Origin of the sequence: Streptomyces sp. NPDC047085 (assembly GCF_040643735.1) — a bacterium.
Lineage (GTDB): Bacteria > Actinomycetota > Actinomycetes > Streptomycetales > Streptomycetaceae > Streptomyces.
Genome location: NZ_JBEYUW010000010.1, coordinates 31,899 through 49,149, shown reverse-complemented (window position 1 = coordinate 49,149; position 17,251 = coordinate 31,899). Strand labels below are relative to the sequence as shown.

Sequence of the window (17,251 nt, the reverse complement as noted above, 5' to 3'; positions counted from 1 at the left end):
AACACGTGCCTCAGCTCTTGAGAGTCCAGAACTTCAACGTGTCGAGTGACGGCATCGGTGCCGGTGAGGACCAGAGTCTCGAGAATCCGTTCGGCCATGTCGGTCCCGAGAGGCTGTTCGCCTGGGCCGGCGCCACGGCGAGCTGGCCCATGCGCACCGATCCCGGCGGGAGCCGGGGCCTCGACGACTACTTCACGCGGGACTACGCCCGCAACATCGGTGCCGAGATCATGGGCCGCAACAAGTTCGGGCCCCAGCGCGGGCCGTGGCAGGACCATGAGTGGCGCGGCTGGTGGGGGGACGAGCCCCCGTTCCGCACCCCGGTGTTCGTCTTGACCCACCACAAGCGTCCGTCGTTCACGCTCTCCGACACCACGTTCCACTTCGTCGACGGCGACCCGGCCACGGTCCTCGCGCAGGCGCGGGAGGCGGCGCAGGGCAAGGACGTCCGACTCGGCGGCGGGGTCACCACCGTCCGGGAGTTCCTCGATGCCGACCTCGTCGACACCATGCATGTGGCGGTCTCGCCGGTGAAGCTCGGGTCCGGACTACGGCTCTGGGAGTCCCCGGATGAGCTGCTCGATCGGTTCCACCTGGAGGTCGTACCGAGCCCGAGCGGCGTGACGCACCACCTGTTCTGGCGGAAGTGAGAGGTCCTGGGCGCGGCTTTCATCGGCCTGCCATGGCCGCCGTCGGTGATCAGGATGGGGCCACGCGCCTCGGCACGGGCCGAGGCGCGCTCCGGGGCCGGCCGGGGTGTGACCGCGGCCTGCTGCATTGGCAGCACCGATGTCACCGGGTCGGAGGACTGCGCCACCGCCTGCCGAGCGGGACGTCCCGGATCGGTGTGACGATCACTCCACGGTGACATGGCGACTCCCGACCGTCACCAAAGCTGGCAGGAGGGCCAATCGATGAACCCCACTCTCAAGCGCATGTTCGGCGCCACCGCGGCAGTGGCCACGAGTGCCATAGCCCTGCTCGGCACTGGCGCCGGCGACGCCGGAGCTGCCGGCCACAGCTCGCACCGCTCGCACAGCGCGCACTGCGACCGCGCCGAACGCCCGATCTGGAGCGACGGGCCCAGCCGCAACATGACCGGCCACGGCTGCAGCCTGCCGGACACCAAGCGCCGCTGGTACACCGTCGAGATCGACACCCTCGTACAGCCCCATCACAAGACGGAGCATCTGAACGGAGAGGTCGACCGCACCGAGACCCTGCACAACAAGACCATCAGGTGCCTGGGCTACACCTCCGGCAACGGAACGGTGAACTGGTTCGGCTGCCCACCCGACTGACAGACCCGCCGCGCGCGCTCTGGTCGTCGGCGGTGGCGTTGTCGGACTGTGGAAGTCCCTCGCCGAGGTGCGTGCCTCGGCGAGGCGTCACAGGTGCAGGTGCCAGGTGTCCCACGGGTCCTTGCCGGCGTCGGACAACGCAGCCCGGCGGACCGCGACACTGAGGAACGCCAGAGCTGCCGTGGCACTCACCTCTGGGTGCCGGCGAGGAGGGCGAGGACCTTGGGCCAGCCCCGTTCCTCGGCGGCAGCCGTGGCGGCGCGGTTGCCGCCCAGGGACTCGGTGTTGCCGCTGGAGTTGGGGTCGACTGTGCCTTCCGGGAGGAAGGGGAAGGTGCCGACGCCGTGCCCGGCGCCGGGGTAGACCAGCGCACGGTACGGATATCGGTCGTGGACCGCATCCAGCTCGTTGGCCGGGTGCCGGAGAGTGCCGGGCCGGGTGGAAGTCGAAGCGTGTGAAGGTGGCGATGGAGCCGCGAAAGGTCGGTGCTACGGCTGTCGTTCCAGGAGGTCCACGGCCAGGTCGGCCAGGGTGTCGGGTGCCGGGGTCGCGTCGAGGTCGGCTCCTCGCTCGTCGGGTTCGAGCGGTTCGAGCGTTGCCAGTTGGGAGTCGAGGAGCGAGCGCGGCATGAAGTGGCCGGTGCGCCGGCCGAGGCGGTCCGCCAGCAGCGCGCGGTCGGCCGTCAGGTGCAGAAAGAAGGCGCCCGGGCATGCCGCTCGCAACGTGTCCCGGTAACGTCGCCTGAGCGCGGAGCAGGCGACCACCGCACCGGTGCCCGCCAGGTCGCGCTCGTGCAACCAGCGGCCGATGGACTCCAGCCAGGGCCGGCGGGCGTCGTCATCCAGCGGTGTGCCGGCTGACATCTTGGCGATCTCGGCCGCGGAGTGGAAGTCGTCGCCGTCCGCGAAGGGGACGCCCAGCCGCTGCGCCAGCAGGCGGGCCACCGTGGTCTTGCCGATCCCTGCGACGCCCGTGACCACGACGCACGGGGGTCGACGCTCAGTACGGCCCATCATCCGGCAGCGCTTCGGGATGCAGCAGGTCGCGGCGCTGCCGTTGCGCAGCCTCGTGCGGCCGGGGAGGCGGTCCGTCGGAGCCGGCCGGATACTCCTCCAGCGGAACGAGGTTGTTCTCCCACGCGCTCAGGACGGGGGTCAGGACCCGCCATGCCTCCTCGGCCTCGTCGGCACGGATGGACAGGGCCGGATCACCCCGCATGACGTCGATCAGGAGCCGGCCGTATGCGGGCAGGTCGGGCGGTTCCATCCGGGCGGCCAGCGAGAGCTGGGTGAGGGCCTGGGCGCGCGCGCCGATGCCCGTGAGGTCGAAGGACAACCCTTCCGGTTCGAGTCCGAAGCGCAGCACGTTGGGCAGGGCCTCTCCCTCGTGACCGAAGGGCAGGTGGGGCACGGCGCGGAAACGCACCGCGACCTCCTTGCGGTCCTGTCCGAGCGCCTTGCCGCTGCGCAGCCGGAACGTCGTCCCGGACCAGCGCCAGCTGTCCAGTTCCAGCTCGACCTCGGCGAAGGTCTCCGTGCGCCGCCCGGGGTCCACGCCCTCCTCGTCGACGTATGCGGGGACGGCGTGGTCACCGATCCGGCCGGACAGGTAGCGGGCGCGGCGCGTGCGGTGCAGGACGTCGTAGTCGGTGAGGAGCCGGACGGACCGCAGCACGTCGACCTTGCGGTCGCGCAGGTCCCGCTCGCCGAGGGTGATCGGGGGTTCCATGGCCACCAGGCACAGCAGCTGCAGCAGGTGGTTCTGCACCATGTCCTTCAGCGCGCCGACGCCGTCGTAGTAGCCGGCTCGGCCTTCCAGGGCGAGGGTCTCGTCCCAGACGATCTCGATCTGCGCGATGTGGGTGCTGTTCCAGACGGGCTCCAGGACCCGGTTGGCGAGCCGGCTGCCGAGCACGTTCTGGACGGTCGTCATGGCGAGGAAGTGGTCGACCCGGAACACCGCCTGCTCGGGCACGAGACCGACGAGCAGCCGGTTCAGTTCGCGGGCGCTCGTCAGGTCCTCGCCGAACGGCTTCTCCAGCACGATCCGGCTGCCCGGCGGGAGGCCTACGTCGTGCAGGGCGCTGACCATGTTCGGGAAGAGCCCCGGGGGAAGGGCGAGGTACACGGCGACCGGTTCGTCGCCGGCGACGACCGCGGCGACGTCCGTGGGGTCGGTGACGTCGGCCTGCCGGTAGCGGGCCGAGGCCACGACGGCGTTCCTGGCATCGGCGGGGTAGGAGCCGCCGTGGCGGTCGAGCCGGTCGGCGCACCATCCGCGGAAGTGGCCGGTGTCCCAGTCCTCCCGGCTCGCGCCGGTCAGCTGGAAGCCGTCGCCGATGTGTCCCGCGGCCCGCAGGGCGGCCAGGGCCGGCAGCAGATAGCGGGCGGTGAGGTCGCCTGTCGCGCCGAAGACGGCGAGCCGGTTGATCATGACCGGGTGCCCGCCCTCGCCCGGGCGAGGTTCACGCCGCTGGCGATGATTCCGATATGGCTGAACGCCTGGGGGAAGTTGCCCATGAACTCTCCAGAGGTGGGGTCGATCTGTTCCGGCAGCAGTCCGAGCGGGCTGGTACGGGCACACAGCGAGGCGTACACCTTCTCGGCCTCGTCGATCCTGCCCTGGGCGGTCAGGTTGTCGGCGAGCCAGAAGCTGCACAGCACGAAGGCGCCCTCGTCGCCGGGCAGGCCGTCGGGTGACTCGTCGTGGAGATAGCGGTAGAGCAGGCCGTCACCGGCCCCCAGACGCTCGGCGATGGCCGTGGTGGTCGCCGCCATCCGCGGGTGGTCGGCCGGCACCACATGGCGCAGCGGGAGCGCGAGCAGGCTCGCGTCCAGCACGCCGCCACCGTCCAGATGCGCGCTCAGTGTCTGCGCGTCCTCGTCCCAGGACTCCTCCAGGATGAGCCGGCGCAGCCGGTCGGCCGCGGCACGCCAGGCGGTGATCGGCCCGGGCAGGGCGAGCCGTTCGCCGACGGCCGCCGCCCGGTCCAGGGCCACCTGGCACATTCCGGCCGAGTAGGTGAACACCCGGCCGTCGCTGCGCACCTCCCAGATCCCCTGGTCGGGCTGGCGCCATGCCTGCTCCGCGGCGTCGGCCAGTCCCGCCAGGCCCGCCCACAGCGCGGGCTGCACCTGTCTGCCCGTGCCCAGCCAATGGTCGGTGCGCAGCCACTGGTCGGCGCAGTCCAGGATCTCGCCGTAGACGTCGTGCTGGCGCTGGTCGGCCGCGCCGTTGCCCCACCGCACCGGGGCGGAGCGGCGATAGCCCGCCAGTTCGGTGTCCTCGATCTCGTCGGGTACGGGGCCGCCGTCGAGGTTGTACATGATCCGGGGGCTGCGGCTCTGCTCGACGGCGTCGAGGACCCAGCCCAGGAAGGCGTCCGCCTCACCGGTGAAGCCGATGCGCCGCAGGGCGAACACGGCGTAGGCGGCGTCCCGGATCCAGGCGTAGCGGTAGTCCCAGTTGCGGACTCCGCCGATCGGCGCGGGCAGGGAGGAGGTGGGCGCCGCGACCACGGCGCCGTTGGCCCAGTCGTCGCACAGCTTCAAGGTGATGGCGGCACGCCGGACCAGTGCCTCCTGGGGACCGGAGTAGTCGAAGTGCCGCATCCAGCGCCGCCACGCGTCGGCGGTGTCGGCCAGCATCGCCTCGGCCTCGAACCGGTGGTGGCGGTGGAAGCGGCCCCAGGACAGCACGAGGTCGAGGCGTTCGCCCTGGCTCAGCTCGTGGGTGCTGTGCAGGCCGGACAGGGGGCGGTTGGAGCGCAGGTGCAGGCGCAGATCCGGTCGCCGCGCGGGCCGCAGTTCCAGGCCGCTGAACAGTGCCTGCGCCGTGCCGCCGCCGCGGGGCTCAAGGTCCACCCGGAGGCGGACCCGCCCGGACAGGACGACGGCCGACCGGACGAGCTCGCACCGCGCGGCGGGAGCGTCGTCGGTGAGGTCGGCGCCGGGCCGCACGGTCAGCGCATCGGTGACCCGCACCAGACCGGTGGCACCGCGCATCTCGGTGGTCAGCACACCGGTGTCGGGCTCGTAGCGCTGCCGGGCCTCCACCAGGTCCTCCGGCGCGAGGGTGAAGTGCCCGCCTCGTGCGTGGTCCAGGAGGCCGCAGAACAGGGGGTCGGAGTCGAAGCGGGGCAGGCACATCCAAGGGATCGAGCCGTCCAGGCCGACCAGCGCGGTGGTCGAACCGTCCCCGATGAGGCCCAGGTCCTCCAGCGGCAGGTAGCCCTCCCGCCTGCGGACCGCGCGGAAGGGAGGCTCGGGATCGTACATGGCTCCTCGCTTCGCGGCGCCGCACACCACCGTCCGGCGCGCTGCACAGGTCCGAAGGACACAGCTAGAAGGTGATCAGCACCTTCACCACGTCTTCGAGCTTCTTGTCCGAGACCTCGAAGGCCCGCTCCATGTCGTCGAAGGAGAACGTGTGGGTGGTCATGTGGGTCGGGTCGAGGCGCTTCGCCTCCAGCACCCGCAGCAGCCGTTCCATGCGGAGCCGGCCGCCGGGGCAGAGCCCGGTCGCGATCGTCTTGTCCGCCATGCCGACGCCCCACTCGACGCGGGGGATGCGGATGAACTCGCCCTCGCCGAAGTAGCCGATCACGGAGATGGTGCCGCCGGGCTTGGTGATCTTCACGGCGGTCTGGAAGGTGATGTCGGCGCCCAGTGCCTCGATGGCGGTGTCGACCCCATGCCCCTCGGTCAGCTCGTTGATCCGCTCGACGACGTCCTCACTGGTGAAGTCCACGATCTCGTCGGCGCCGTACTCCCGCGCCAGTTTCTGCCGGTCGGTGACCGACTCGACCCCGATGACCCGGCCGGCGCCGCGGAGCCTGGCACCCGCCGTCGCCATCATGCCCACCGGGCCCTGCGCGAGGACGGCCACGGTCCCGCCGACCGGGATGTCTCCCTTCTCCGCTCCCATGAAGCCTGTCGACATCATGTCGGCGCAGTAGACCGCCGCCTCTTCGCTGATGGCGTCGGGGATCTTCGCCAGGTTGGCGTCGGCGTCGTTGACGTGGAAGTAGTCGGCGAAGACCCCGTCCTTGCGGTTGGCGAACTTGAACCCCCCGAGCGGTCCGCCCGACTGCGACGGGAACCCGTTCTGGGAGGCCAGGTCGCCCCAGTCGGGGGTGATGGCGCCGACCAGCACCCGGTCTCCGGGCCGGAAGTCCTTCACCTCGCTGCCCACGGCGTGCACGATGCCCACCGCCTCGTGGCCCAGCGTCAGGTTCTGCCTCGGGCCGATACCACCGTGAACCGTGTGGGAATCGGAGGTGCAGATCAGGGCCCTCGTCGTCTTCACCACGGCGTCGACCGGACCCGGCTCCGGAACCGGCTTCTCCATGAAGCCCACCCGGCCGATCTCCTTCATCACGAACGCCTTCATGCGCCTGTCCCTCCTCCCGGCCGGGGCCACCCGTGTCGGCCGAATCGGCTCCGGCATCCGGCATCAGCCGGGCACTCCTACCACTGTCGCAAGGCCCGAGGCCGCTCGCGACCCGACCGCACCGTGGACCCCGGCTGCTGCCGGAACCGGCGTGTCATCCGGGCCGGAGGTCGCCCGGGGCCATCTTGCTGAAGCCGCGGGCACGCCCGCACCGCCTGCCCCCGGCGGCGCGGACAACCCGTTAGCGTCGGGCTTCGTGCGCGCGAGGGCGGAGGACGAGGGCGGAGGACGCTGTGGATGGCAAGGACACGGAGCGGGCCTTCATCGGTTCGTTCACCTCGTACGGCGGCCGCGGCATCGTCGTGGCCGCCGTGGAACCGGCGACGGGAGCACTGACCGAAACCGGCGTCATCGATGCCGTACCCGACCCGTCCTACCTGACCGTCGGTCACACCGCGGTGGGCCCGGTCCTCTACGCCGTCTCCGAAACGGCGCACGGTTCGGTCGCCGCGTACGACATCTCCGGTCCGCGGCCCCGCCCGATCGGTGCCCCCGTGGCCGTGCAAGGGGAGTCCCCCACGCATCTCTCGGTGGTCCGCGGCCACCTGCTGACCGCCAACTACGGCTCCGGCAGCGTCACCGTGCTGCCTCTCGCCGCCGACGGCGGCCCGCGGGCTGCCTCAGACGTGCGGCACAACGCGGGCAGCGGACCGGACCGTGCCCGCCAGTCCGGTCCCCATGCGCACCAGGTGCTGCCCGACCCCTCGGGACGGTGGGTGCTCAGCGTCGACCTCGGCGCCGACAAGGTGAGGATCTTCTCCCTGGACCCGCAGCAGGGCCGGCTGGCGCCGAACGGGGAGACTTCGTTGCGGCCCGGCACGGGTCCGCGTCACCTCGCCTTCCACCCGTCCGGAAGCCACGCATACGTTCTCGGAGAGCTCGAGCCGACCGTCATCGTGTGCCGCTGGGACACCGATGCCGGCGTGCTCGAGCCGGTGGGGACGGCGCCGCTGTTCCCGGACGGCGCCGACGCGGCCGTCTCCCCCTCGGCGCCGGTCGTCTCGCCCGACGGCCGCCACCTGTGGGCAGCGGTACGGGGCACCGACACCATCACTGTCCTGGCCCTCGACGCGGCCGGGGAGCAGGCGGAGCCGGTCGCGACGGTGCCGTGCGGGGGTCGATGGCCGCGCGATCTGGTCCTGCACCCGTCCGGCACGCGCCTGTACGCGGCCAACGAGCGCTCGGGCGACGTCACCTGGCTGGACGTGGACCCCGCGACCGGCATCCCGCACCGCGCCGGTTCGCTGCCGGTACCGGCGGCATCCAGCGTCGTCTTCGCCTGAGGGCCGCGCACACAGCTCTGGTCAGGCCCTGCCGCGTACGACGGCGACCGGGCAGTGCGCGTGGTGCAGCAGCGCCTGGCTCACCGAACCCAGGAGCATCCCGGAAAAGCCGCCGCGCCCTCTGGCTCCGACCACCGTCAACTGGGCTTTCCTGCTCGCCTCGATCAGGACCTCGCGGGTTTCGCCGCTCAGCACTTCCTGTCTGACCGTCACGTCCGGATGCCGCTCGGCACGGCCCGCGACCGCGTGGGCCAGCAGCCGCTCCACGCTCTCCACGCCCGTACCGGCCGACGCGTGGTCCGGCAGCCACGCGTGCGCGGCGACGATCTCGGCTCCTCGCAACTCTGCCTCGGCGAAGGCGAAGTCGACCGCCGCCTCGCCTTCGGGGGAGCCGTCGACGGCCAGCACGATCGGCCCGGCATCGTCCGTCTCCTCGCGGACCACCAGCACCGGACAGTGGCTGTGGGCGGCGAGGGACGCCGCTGTCGAACCCAGCAGCATCCCGACGAAGCCCCCGATGCCCCGGCGGCCGACGACCACGAGGTCCGCGGCGCGCGACTCGGCCGTCAGCACCGACACCGCCCCGCCGATCATCACTGCCTCGCCGACCTCCACCTCGGGCGCCAGGCGCCGGGCGTCCTGTGCCGCGTCGTGCGCGAGGCCGTTGAGCGGCGACGGGTCCAGCGGCGCGTACATGGGCGCGACCGGCCAGCTGAAGGCGTGCACCACACGCAGCTCCGCACGGCGCCGCTGGGCCTCCCGGGCGGCCTGGACCACCGCGGCATGGCTCGACGACGAGCCGTCCACTCCTACGACGACCAAGCTGCTCACAGCGCTTCCTCACGCACGTCAGTACCTCTGGGCCTTGGCGAGACGCGCCGTCAGATGGGCGCTCTGCGGGTGTCTGCTGAAGGCGATGGGCTGTTCCGTGTGACCGGGCTCCAGGTTCTCCGCTCCCACGAACCTGGTCTCGACGACCTTGCCGGCGGAGTCCGCGAAGTCGACCTGCACAGCGTAGGACGCCTTCTGGTGCGTCTTGTTCGTGATCGTGACCAGGGCGGCGAGCAGCCCGCTCGTCTGGCTCCGGGGCATGCCCGTCAGGCTGACTTCGGACAGGGCGTTGCCACGGCCCTGGACGTTCTTGAGCGCGTTCTCGGCGGCGGCGCCGGCCCGGGCGGCCTCGGCGTCCACGGAGGCCTCGAACTCCGAGGCGCGGGCGGCCGCGGAGGATGCCGCTGCCGAGGCGGACGCGTGGGCGGAGGCGATCGCGGAAGCCGCCGCGGAGGCGAGCGCCGACGGCGGCAGCCCGGAAAAGGAGGCCGCATTGGGACTGCTGGGTGTCGGCGGGGGCGAGGAGCCGGTGTTCTGACCGCCACCGCCGCAACCCACCAGGGCGAGTGCCCCGAGGGCGCAGCCAAGCGCGGCCACGGCGGCTCGGTGACCGATGGTGCGGAGGCAGGCGGAGGAGCTTGGGAGCATAGGTCATCCCCTACGTCATGTACGACCAATCACCCTCATCGTCCGTGCGGAGACCGCGCCCGGCGAGTCGACGGTGGCCGTTCGGATGGGCGTGGACACCCCTCCGCCCGGTCCCCACCACTGGTCGCGCCCGACACGCGCGCCCTCCCATCGCCGCCGTGGGGCCCCGTGGGAGGGCGCTCAAAAGCCGCCGGTGATCAGTTGTGGCGCAGTTGCCGCGCTCCGGCCGGGTGGGGTCCTCTCCGGCCCGCCCTCGCCGCTCGTCACCCGCGGCGGGGTGCTCCTGATGCGCCATGGACAGGAGGGCGGCGCGCGAACGATCGATGTGGCCCCGCGCGTCTCGCGCCCGCTCTGCTTCGGACGCGACCGCGGAAAATCGTTGGTACCCGTCGCGGTGATCTTGCTACGGTGATCGGAGTTCGCAGATCGCGAACCGTATTGACGGGCCTGTGCGCCCTGGAAAGAGTGTCTTGATGCCCCGGACCGCGCCGAGCGCGCCTCGCCGCACCGCGTAACTGTCCGTTTCCCCGCCGCCGTTCTCGCGCGGCAACCGAACGTGGGTTTCCCGGTGCCCTGAATCGCCCGTACCCCGCGCCCCGTTCCGTAGGCGTGGTGTGTCCGCGCATCCTCTCACCGAGGCCGCTCGGCCTGCTCTTGCTGTCATCGCACACTTCTCAGCAAGGAGCACCCGGGTGTCCGGCAACGCCAGCAACACCAACGCTCGCCAGAGCGACTCGTACAACACTCTCAAGATCGACACCTTCGCCTGCGCGTGGTGCGGCCTGACCGTGTCCGCCGCGAGCGCCGACGGCACGCGTCGCAATCACTGCCCGTCCTGCCTCCACTCGCTGCACGTCATCGACCATGTCGAGGGCGGTCCGAGCGACTGCCACGGCCGGATGTCGCCGATCGCCATCGCCGTGCTGCGCACCGGTGACTGGATGGTCATCCACCGCTGCGTACGCTGCGACGAGCTCACCTCCAACCCCGTCTGCGCGGACGACAACCAGCTCATCCTCATGCGCATGGCCGTCCGTCCGCTCGCTCAACCGCCGTTCCCGCTCGAAGCGTTCGGCACGCTGTGACCCGGGCCGGGAAGGAGGAGACGACGATGCCTCGACGCAACACCACACAGCGCCGTGCTGAGACCCGACGCCGTCCGCAGCGGCACAAGGACGTGCTCCACGATCACGGCGGCCACCGCGCGAACGACTTCAAGTGCGCCGACTGCCGTCTCGACGTGTCCCTCGACGCGCCTGGCACCGGGCACCGCAACCACTGCCCCAACTGCCTGGCCAGCCTGCATGTCGACGCCCGCATCCCGGGCGACCGGGCCTCCGCCTGCCGGGGGCGCATGGAGGCTCTCGGCATGTCCGCGCGCCCCGACGGCGAGTGGATGCTCATCCACCAGTGCCTGACCTGCGGTGAGCTGAGCGCCAACCGCATCGCGGGCGACGACAACCCACTCGCCCTGGTGCGCCTGGTCCTCAGACCGCTCCAGGGCCCGGACATGGCCCGCCGCGCGCTGCTCACCTTGTAACCGGCAACCTGCGCCACGGAAGCTGATCTTGAGACGTTGCGTCAAGACCTGCCTGGTCCCTGGGTCTGCTGAAGCCGTGCTCACCGGCTGCATCGAGGCACCCGGCCTCGTCATCGCGCACCGCCGCGAGCGCGTGCCGGGAAGGCGGACGTCTACGTCTCCTACCGACGGCCTGCGTCGAGCATGCCGTCGCTGGACCTTCGACCCGAAGGCCAGCCTGCTCAGCGGGCACCCGCCGCCCGACGACCGATCGGGCGGCGGCCGCCTGCGGGCCGGGGCATGATGGCGGTGTGTCCCGCCCTCCGACGTCCGGCCCGGATGAGGCCTCCGGCCCGGCCGGGGCCCTCGGTCGCCTCGAGTCGGCCCCTACGCCCCGGACCGCCGTGGCGTGGCTGCCCCCGGCCGGGCTGTGGCCCGCCATCCAGTCCATCCGCGCCGAGCACGACCCGCAGATCCGCCGCTGGCCGCCCCACGTGAACCTGATCTTCGGCTTCGTACCGGAGGAGGACCTCCCGGCGGCGCTCCCGCTGCTGGCTGCGGCGGCCGCGGAGTGCGAGCCCTTCGACATCCGGCTCGGCGGGGTCCGTTCCTTCCGCCACCGGTCCTACTCCACTGTATGGCTCGACCCCGCGGCGGCCGGCGCCGCGCCCTGGACGGACCTCCAGCGCGCGCTGGCAGAACCCTTCCCGTCCTGCACGGACCGCTTTCCCACCTTCACCCCGCATCTGTCGCTCGGGCGTACCCGCAACCCGCGCGTCCTCGCGGCCGAATGCGCCGCCCGGCTCGGTGTGCTGCACGCGCGTGTGGACGACGTCGTACTGCTCTCCCGCCGCGGTGACGGCCCCATGCGGACGCGCGCGACGATCGACCTGGGCACCGGTGCGGTGCGCCGCCATCTCGGACCGGATCCGGCCGGCGGCGGGTACGAGCCACCGGAGCGGTGATGATTGGTGGCCATCGGGGGGCGGAACGCGATGCCCTCGCGATCCTCCGCCCCGCCCGGCCGAGGCTTCGCGCATGAGCGAGCGCCATGACCGCCTCAGCCGGGTCCCCCGGGCCCTGCTGGTTCTCATGCGCGGACAGCCGCCTCCGTGAGCGCCAGTGCCGCCGCCATGATGCTCAGCTGGGGATTCACCTGAGGGCAGCTGGGCAGCACCGAGGCGTCTGTGACCAGCACGCCGTGTACTCCGCGGAGCCGGCCCCAGGGGTCGGCCGGGAAGCGCTGCGGGTCGGCGCCCGCGGCGACCGTGCCGGTGGGGTGGTAGGCCGACAGGTGAAGTTGGCGCGCGCTCGTGCCGGCGAGGGCCGCGTCGAGTTCCGCGAGGCTGCGTACGCGGGGCGTGGTGGGGATGCCGGTGAGGACTTCCTCGGCTCCGGCGGCGAACAGCAGCTCGCCCATGGCGCGAACGGCGCGTAGCAGTCGGCCCGTGTCGCGGTGGTCCAGGTCGTAGCGGAGCAGTGTGCGGTCGCGGCCGAGGACGCGACCGGAGGGGCGGTCGGCGATCATCGCGCCGAGCGTGGCGAGGTGGCCCGCGCTCTCCAGCTCGCGGCGCAGCTCACTGCCCACGCCCGGGAGGATGAAGGAGCCCATGCCGGGCGGGGTGGCGGTGGCCTCGATCAGGATGCCGTGCGCGTGGTGCTCTTCCACTCCGACGCTCTGCAGCACGCCCTGCCAGGCGGTGACCGGCTCGGCGAAGCGTCCGGCGACGCTCGTGGCCGGGTGGACGCTGAGATTGCGGCCGAGGCGAGGATGCCGGCCGAGGCCGGAGCGACGCAGGAGCGGCGGGGACTGCAACGCGCCCGCCGCGACGACGACCAGGGGTGCGAGGATCTCGAACCCGCCGCTCCCCCGGTGTACGCGCACCCCTGAAGCGCGCGGACCTCCGGGCCCGTCCGTGTCGACGAGGATCCGCTCGACCCGCGCTCCGGTGACGATGCGGGCGCCCGCGGCACAGGCGTCGGGCAGCACCGAGAGCTGCACGCTCTGTTTGGCGCCCGTCGGACAGCCCACCACGCACTGACAAGAGCCTTGGCAGCCGGGCGCGTTGCGGCGCAGGGGCGCGGACTGCCAGCCGAGTTCGCTCGCGCCCCTGAGCGCGATACGGCCGTTGTTGCCGAGGACGTCGAGGGGTTGGGTGGCGACCCGTAGGGTGCGTTCGACCTCGTCCAGGTACTGGTCGAAGCCGTCGGCGGGGGTGAATCCGAAGTTCTTGCTCCAACGGGACAGGACGTGGTCCGGAGTGCGGTAGCAGGTACCGGAGTTGACGACCGTGGTGCCTCCGACGGCTCGGCCCGTCGGCAGCAGCAGCGGTGGATTGCCGACGGCGACGGTCGCTCCGCCGTCCCGGTAGAGCTCGGTGAACCGCTCCAGGGGCGTGCGCCGGCCGAACGACTCGGTGGAGTGGTGCCGGCCTTCTTCGAGGACGACGACGTCGAGCCCCGCCCGGGCCAGGCTCCGCGCGGCCGTCGCGCCGCCCGCCCCCGAGCCGATGACCACGGCATCGGCGGTGGAGCGAGCAGGCCAGCTGTGTGCGGGTGTCAGGTCGAGCGGCGGGTCCGGGCGCGTGAGGCCGCGCGGTGTGGGGCCGTCCTCGAGCATCAGCTCCGTTCCGGCCGCCAGAAGGACGGGCACCTTGAGTACGTCCAGGAGCGGGAGGAGGGCGGGCCGAGCGGCCAAGTCGCCCAGTACAGACTCCCGTTCGGGTGCGGCGAGCGCGCTCAGGGTGCGTCCGGTGCGCGCCAGGGCGTATGCGTCGACGCCGCGCGCTGCTGCTCGTAAACCGGCCCGGGCGGCGAGAGGCATCGTGGTGAGCACCGTCTCCAGCCTGGCGGGGACGCGGCGGGGCCAGTCGGTGCTGCCGTCGTCGGCGATGAGGGCGGACACGAGGCCGGTGAGCGTCATCGTGTGCCCACCTCCGCGTGGGCCGTACCGTCCAGCGTCCACTCGGCCTCGGTGCGCCAGCCGCCGAACCACCACCGCTCCAACAGGACGTGGGCGTCGGCGCGTTCGCTGTTGCGGCACGTCGCGTGTCCGCCGTCGGGATCGGTGTAGTCGAGGGCGAGGGTGCGGTCCGCCGGCTGGGTGACCTCGACCCGGATCCGGCGCAGGCCGGTGCGCCCGGTGACCGTCCAGGTGGGCAGGGCGATGCCGGCACGGAAACGCCCGACTCCGGCCCATCCGACCGCCGACCGTTCGGGGCGGCGCGGCCAGCTGCGGCCCTGCCGACGCAACTGGAGGAAGACCAACGGGGGAAGCTTGCGCAGGCCCGGGCGCATCGAGACGGCGGCGACGATCTCCAGGACGTCTCCCCCGCCGAGATCGGCGTGCAGCCAGGCCCAGCGTCGGGCGTTGCCGTGACCGTAGATCCGGGCGGATGCCCCCGGGGCGGCGGTGAGCGTGAGCGTCGTGTCGTCATGGGTGAACGTGCCGTCGTACAGGGCCCGGGCTGCGGGGAGCATCTGGGCGGCGGGCAGCAGGGGCCGGCGCCAGGACCAGCGGGGGAAGGTGAACAGTGGCTCGCCGACGGGTCGTTCGGCGAGGTCCCAGTGCAGGGCGCCGCCCTCGGCCCCTCCGGACAGGCGTCCGGCGCGAACGTCGACCCCGTCCGCGTTGAAGCCGGACTCGTCGGGCGTCCACGTGGCCGGGCCGAACCGGGCGTGCCGCACGGGGCCGTCCTTGGGGAACACCGCGGCCCAGCCGTGGGCGTACAGCTCGGATCCGTCGGCCGGCGCGGTCAGTTCGTGGTGCAGCCACAGTCCGGTGCCGGTGGCCGGGTCGGTGAGGGTGGTGTACCAGACCTCGGTTCGGCCCGGCTCGCCGTGCCAGCGGGGTGCGAGGAACGCCGCGGGATCCTCCTGCCGCGGGAAGCGGAAACTGGCCAGGAAGGGGAGGAGTTGCGTGCCGAGGGGGAAGCGAAGGGTGCCGGTGCCGATGCGCACGCCGTCCTCGTGAAGGGTGTACGGGAGCACGGTCATCGAGGCCACGGGGCTGCGCGGGGTGACGGACTTCCAGCCGTCGAGGGTGAGCGTGCGGCCGTCGGCGGTGAAGGTGATGCGGTAGCGGATACGGCGGCGGGCGAGCGGCGAGATCTCCAACTCGCCCTCGGCGTACGGGTCGTCGGTCATGTCCGCGATGCGTATCCGGCCGGTGGCGCGGGCCTCGGTCGTACCGAGGAGCCGCAGGAAGTGGCTGGCGGAGACCGTCAGGTCGAGGCGGACCCGGCGGGTGCGGTCCTCGTCGTCGAGTCGCAGCGTGCCGAGCATCGTCTCTCGGAAGGTGGTGCCACGAGGGGCCGCGCCGGTGCGCGTGGCCGTGCGTGAGGTCTTGCGTGAGGTCTCGCGTGAGGTCTTGCGCGAGGTCTTTGCCGCGCTCATGCGAGACCCTCCAGCATGATCCGCTCGGTCGCCGTCAGATAGTGCTCGGCCGCTCGCCGGGCGCCGGCCTCGTCACCGGCCGCCACCGCGTCCACCACCGGCTCCAGGCGCCCGCGGGCGACCGCCGCGTCCATGAACGGGCCTCTGAGCGCGGCACGCACCGGCAGATAGGCGTTGAAGAGGGTGTTGGTCAGCAGGACGTAGACGCGGTTGCCGGTGGCGCGGGCGAGAGCCCGGTGGACCTCGACGTCCGCGAGCTGTACGGCATCGGGGTCCGCCGCGTCCCCCACGGCCGTCAGAAGCGTACGCAGCTCCGCTCGCTGCCGGTCGGTCGCCCGCGCCGCTGCCCGCTCGGCGATCAACGCGCCGATGCTACGCCGCACTTCGAAGACCTCACCGATCCAGTCGGGGCTGTGCCGTACCAGCATGGGGAGCAAGTCGGCGCCGCCCAGGCGCAGATAGTCCCGCACACGGGTGCCGACGCCGTGCCGGGTCTCCAGCAGGCCGGCCTGCATAAGCCGGCCGAAGGCGTGCTTGAGGGTGGTGCGGGTGACGCCGTACCCGTCGGCGAGCGTGCGCTCGGGCGGCAGGTAACTCCCTGCGGGGTGGCGTCCGGTGAGGATGTCCTCACGCAGACGGTTTTCCAGGACATCGACGATGGTCTCGCGGGGCAGTGCCTCCACGCCGTCCTCCAGTGGCTCAGTGGATGAGCCACTCAACCAATACGCGTCCGCGGAGTCAACGGCCTTGCACGACCGAGTTCACTTCGTTCCCGCCAGGCGTGGCACCCTCCGCCGGTGCCGGCGAGAGGGGTGGCGCGGCAAGCGTCATTACCCGCTCCTCCGCGCTGAGCGCTGCGAGTTGGCAGAGGACCGGCCCCCTCGTCACCGCGCGGACCGTCACCGGCGGCGGATCCGTTATGACATCTGGCCCTCCCGGAGGCAGACCGCCCTCCCGGCCATGGCGGCGGCGTGCAGGGCGCGCAGAGTGCGTGCGTGGGAGGGTTCCAGCACCTCGTGCAACTCGCCGAGACCGAAGAAGCCGTGGTCGTCGTGCTCAGGGCTCAGGCGGAGTGCGGTGGACTCGTCGAGGGTGCCGCCGTAGAAATAGCAGTCGAGCACCGGTCCTGTGCCGCCGACGTCGACGCGGTGGTCGATGCCGATCAGTTGCAGCGTGGTCTCCAAGTCGACGCCCGTCTCCTCGCGCATCTCGCGGACCGCCGCGCTGCTGGGGTCCTCGCCGTGGTCAAGCATCCCGCCCGGCAGCCACCATGTGCCGGCGTTCGCCTCGCCCGGGCCGTAGCGGAGCAGGAGGATCCGGCTCCTGCTGTCGTGCACGAGAACGCAGGAGGCGATGAGAGCCTGGGGCTGTGTCTTGATCCACTCCTCGCGGGGCAGGTAAGTCGTGGCGCTGCCGGATGAATCGTGTGTGGTCACCGGAACCCTCCAAGGTCCTCTTGTTCAAGCCGATTCACTGCGGAGTGCACTGAGTGGCCTCGCCCAGGTCTCGCGCGGCGATGCGCTCCATGTGCCGTGCGAACACGGTCGCGGCGTCGGGATTCATGCGGGCCAGCGCGACCATGCCGGTGACGATGACGTCGCAGACCTCGGCCTCGACGTCCTCCCAGGTGTGCGAGTGGCCCTTCCGGGGGTTCTGCCCCATGGCGCCGATCACGGCCTCGGCGACCTCGCCGGCCTCCTCCTGGATCTTGAGCAGTTGCAGGAGGATGCGCTGTTCGTGCGGGAGCGTGGAATGGTCCTCCAGGCGGACGGCGAGGCGGGTGATCGTCTGCCAGGTATCAGTCACGTGGGTCTCGATTCTGT

The 17,251-nt window shown here is 71.9% G+C and carries 18 protein-coding genes; 6 read left to right on the top strand and 12 right to left on the bottom strand.

Annotation, left to right across the window (positions count from 1 at the left end; translation table 11 throughout):
- Positions 1-5 precede the first annotated feature (5 nt).
- Both ABZ865_RS28935 and ABZ865_RS28930 read left to right on the top strand, forming a co-directional pair.
- Positions 6-650, top strand: coding sequence for a dihydrofolate reductase family protein (locus ABZ865_RS28935; protein ID WP_361236544.1), 645 nt, complete (start codon positions 6-8; stop codon positions 648-650).
- A 264-nt stretch (positions 651-914) separates the two neighbouring features.
- A complete protein-coding gene (locus ABZ865_RS28930; RefSeq protein WP_361236541.1) occupies positions 915-1,301 on the top strand; it encodes a hypothetical protein in 387 nt (128 codons plus the stop codon).
- A gap of 188 nt (positions 1,302-1,489) precedes the next feature.
- On the opposite strand, the gene ABZ865_RS28925 is transcribed toward ABZ865_RS28930, so the two are convergent.
- From ABZ865_RS28925 to ABZ865_RS28905, 5 genes are all read right to left on the bottom strand, one after another.
- Positions 1,490-1,705, bottom strand: coding sequence for an acyl-CoA thioester hydrolase/BAAT C-terminal domain-containing protein (locus tag ABZ865_RS28925; RefSeq protein ID WP_361237280.1), 216 nt, complete (start codon positions 1,703-1,705; stop codon positions 1,490-1,492).
- Positions 1,706-1,789: 84 nt separating this feature from the next.
- Entirely contained in the window at positions 1,790-2,317 is a 528-nt protein-coding gene (locus ABZ865_RS28920; protein ID WP_361236538.1) for a gluconokinase, read from the bottom strand.
- The gene (locus ABZ865_RS28915) at positions 2,301-3,734 is read right to left on the bottom strand and encodes a glucose-6-phosphate dehydrogenase (RefSeq protein WP_361236535.1); all 1,434 of its coding nucleotides are present in this window, start codon (positions 3,732-3,734) and stop codon (positions 2,301-2,303) included. Before ABZ865_RS28915 ends, ABZ865_RS28920 begins: the two co-directional genes overlap by 17 nt.
- Positions 3,731-5,578, bottom strand: a complete 1,848-nt coding sequence (locus ABZ865_RS28910; protein ID WP_361236532.1) for a glycoside hydrolase family 15 protein — start codon at positions 5,576-5,578, stop codon at positions 3,731-3,733. The genes ABZ865_RS28915 and ABZ865_RS28910 overlap by 4 nt, the downstream gene beginning before the upstream one ends.
- Positions 5,579-5,642: 64 nt before the next feature.
- Complete coding sequence (locus ABZ865_RS28905) at positions 5,643-6,692, bottom strand: NAD(P)-dependent alcohol dehydrogenase (RefSeq protein ID WP_361236529.1); 1,050 nt, start codon at positions 6,690-6,692, stop codon at positions 5,643-5,645.
- A 293-nt stretch (positions 6,693-6,985) separates the two neighbouring features.
- Here ABZ865_RS28905 and ABZ865_RS28900 point away from each other — a divergent pair, with 293 nt between their 5' ends.
- Complete coding sequence (locus tag ABZ865_RS28900; protein ID WP_361236526.1) at positions 6,986-8,035, top strand: lactonase family protein; 1,050 nt, start codon at positions 6,986-6,988, stop codon at positions 8,033-8,035.
- A 21-nt stretch (positions 8,036-8,056) separates the two neighbouring features.
- On the opposite strand, the gene ABZ865_RS28895 is transcribed toward ABZ865_RS28900, so the two are convergent.
- Entirely contained in the window at positions 8,057-8,866 is an 810-nt protein-coding gene (locus ABZ865_RS28895; protein WP_361236523.1) for a universal stress protein, read from the bottom strand.
- Between the two features lie 18 nt (positions 8,867-8,884).
- Positions 8,885-9,463, bottom strand: a complete 579-nt coding sequence (locus tag ABZ865_RS28890; RefSeq protein ID WP_361236520.1) for a hypothetical protein — start codon at positions 9,461-9,463, stop codon at positions 8,885-8,887.
- Between the two features lie 743 nt (positions 9,464-10,206).
- Between ABZ865_RS28890 and ABZ865_RS28885 the strand changes: the two genes are divergently transcribed.
- The 3 genes from ABZ865_RS28885 to ABZ865_RS28875 all read left to right on the top strand — a co-directional run bounded on the left by ABZ865_RS28885 (position 10,207) and on the right by ABZ865_RS28875 (position 11,998).
- A complete protein-coding gene (locus ABZ865_RS28885) occupies positions 10,207-10,599 on the top strand; it encodes an RNHCP domain-containing protein (protein ID WP_361236518.1) in 393 nt (130 codons plus the stop codon).
- A gap of 26 nt (positions 10,600-10,625) precedes the next feature.
- Complete coding sequence (locus ABZ865_RS28880) at positions 10,626-11,054, top strand: RNHCP domain-containing protein (RefSeq protein WP_361236515.1); 429 nt, start codon at positions 10,626-10,628, stop codon at positions 11,052-11,054.
- 383 nt (positions 11,055-11,437) lie between these two features.
- On the top strand, positions 11,438-11,998 hold the full coding sequence (locus ABZ865_RS28875; protein WP_361236512.1) for a 2'-5' RNA ligase family protein: 561 nt from the start codon (positions 11,438-11,440) through the stop codon (positions 11,996-11,998).
- A gap of 125 nt (positions 11,999-12,123) precedes the next feature.
- On the opposite strand, the gene ABZ865_RS28870 is transcribed toward ABZ865_RS28875, so the two are convergent.
- From ABZ865_RS28870 to ABZ865_RS28850, 5 genes are all read right to left on the bottom strand, one after another.
- Positions 12,124-13,956, bottom strand: a complete 1,833-nt coding sequence (locus tag ABZ865_RS28870; protein WP_361236509.1) for a GMC family oxidoreductase — start codon at positions 13,954-13,956, stop codon at positions 12,124-12,126.
- Complete coding sequence (locus ABZ865_RS28865) at positions 13,953-15,428, bottom strand: hypothetical protein (protein ID WP_361236506.1); 1,476 nt, start codon at positions 15,426-15,428, stop codon at positions 13,953-13,955. The genes ABZ865_RS28870 and ABZ865_RS28865 overlap by 4 nt, the downstream gene beginning before the upstream one ends.
- Positions 15,425-16,111: an FCD domain-containing protein gene (locus ABZ865_RS28860; RefSeq protein ID WP_361236503.1), complete on the bottom strand. Its 687-nt coding sequence runs from the start codon at positions 16,109-16,111 to the stop codon at positions 15,425-15,427. Before ABZ865_RS28860 ends, ABZ865_RS28865 begins: the two co-directional genes overlap by 4 nt.
- 234 nt (positions 16,112-16,345) lie before the next feature.
- Positions 16,346-16,864 carry an NUDIX hydrolase gene (locus ABZ865_RS28855; RefSeq protein ID WP_361236500.1) on the bottom strand — a complete coding sequence of 173 codons (519 nt, stop codon included), beginning with the start codon at positions 16,862-16,864 and terminating at the stop codon, positions 16,346-16,348.
- Positions 16,865-16,898: 34 nt separating this feature from the next.
- On the bottom strand, positions 16,899-17,234 hold the full coding sequence (locus ABZ865_RS28850) for a MazG-like family protein (RefSeq protein WP_361236497.1): 336 nt from the start codon (positions 17,232-17,234) through the stop codon (positions 16,899-16,901).
- Positions 17,235-17,251 lie beyond the last annotated feature (17 nt).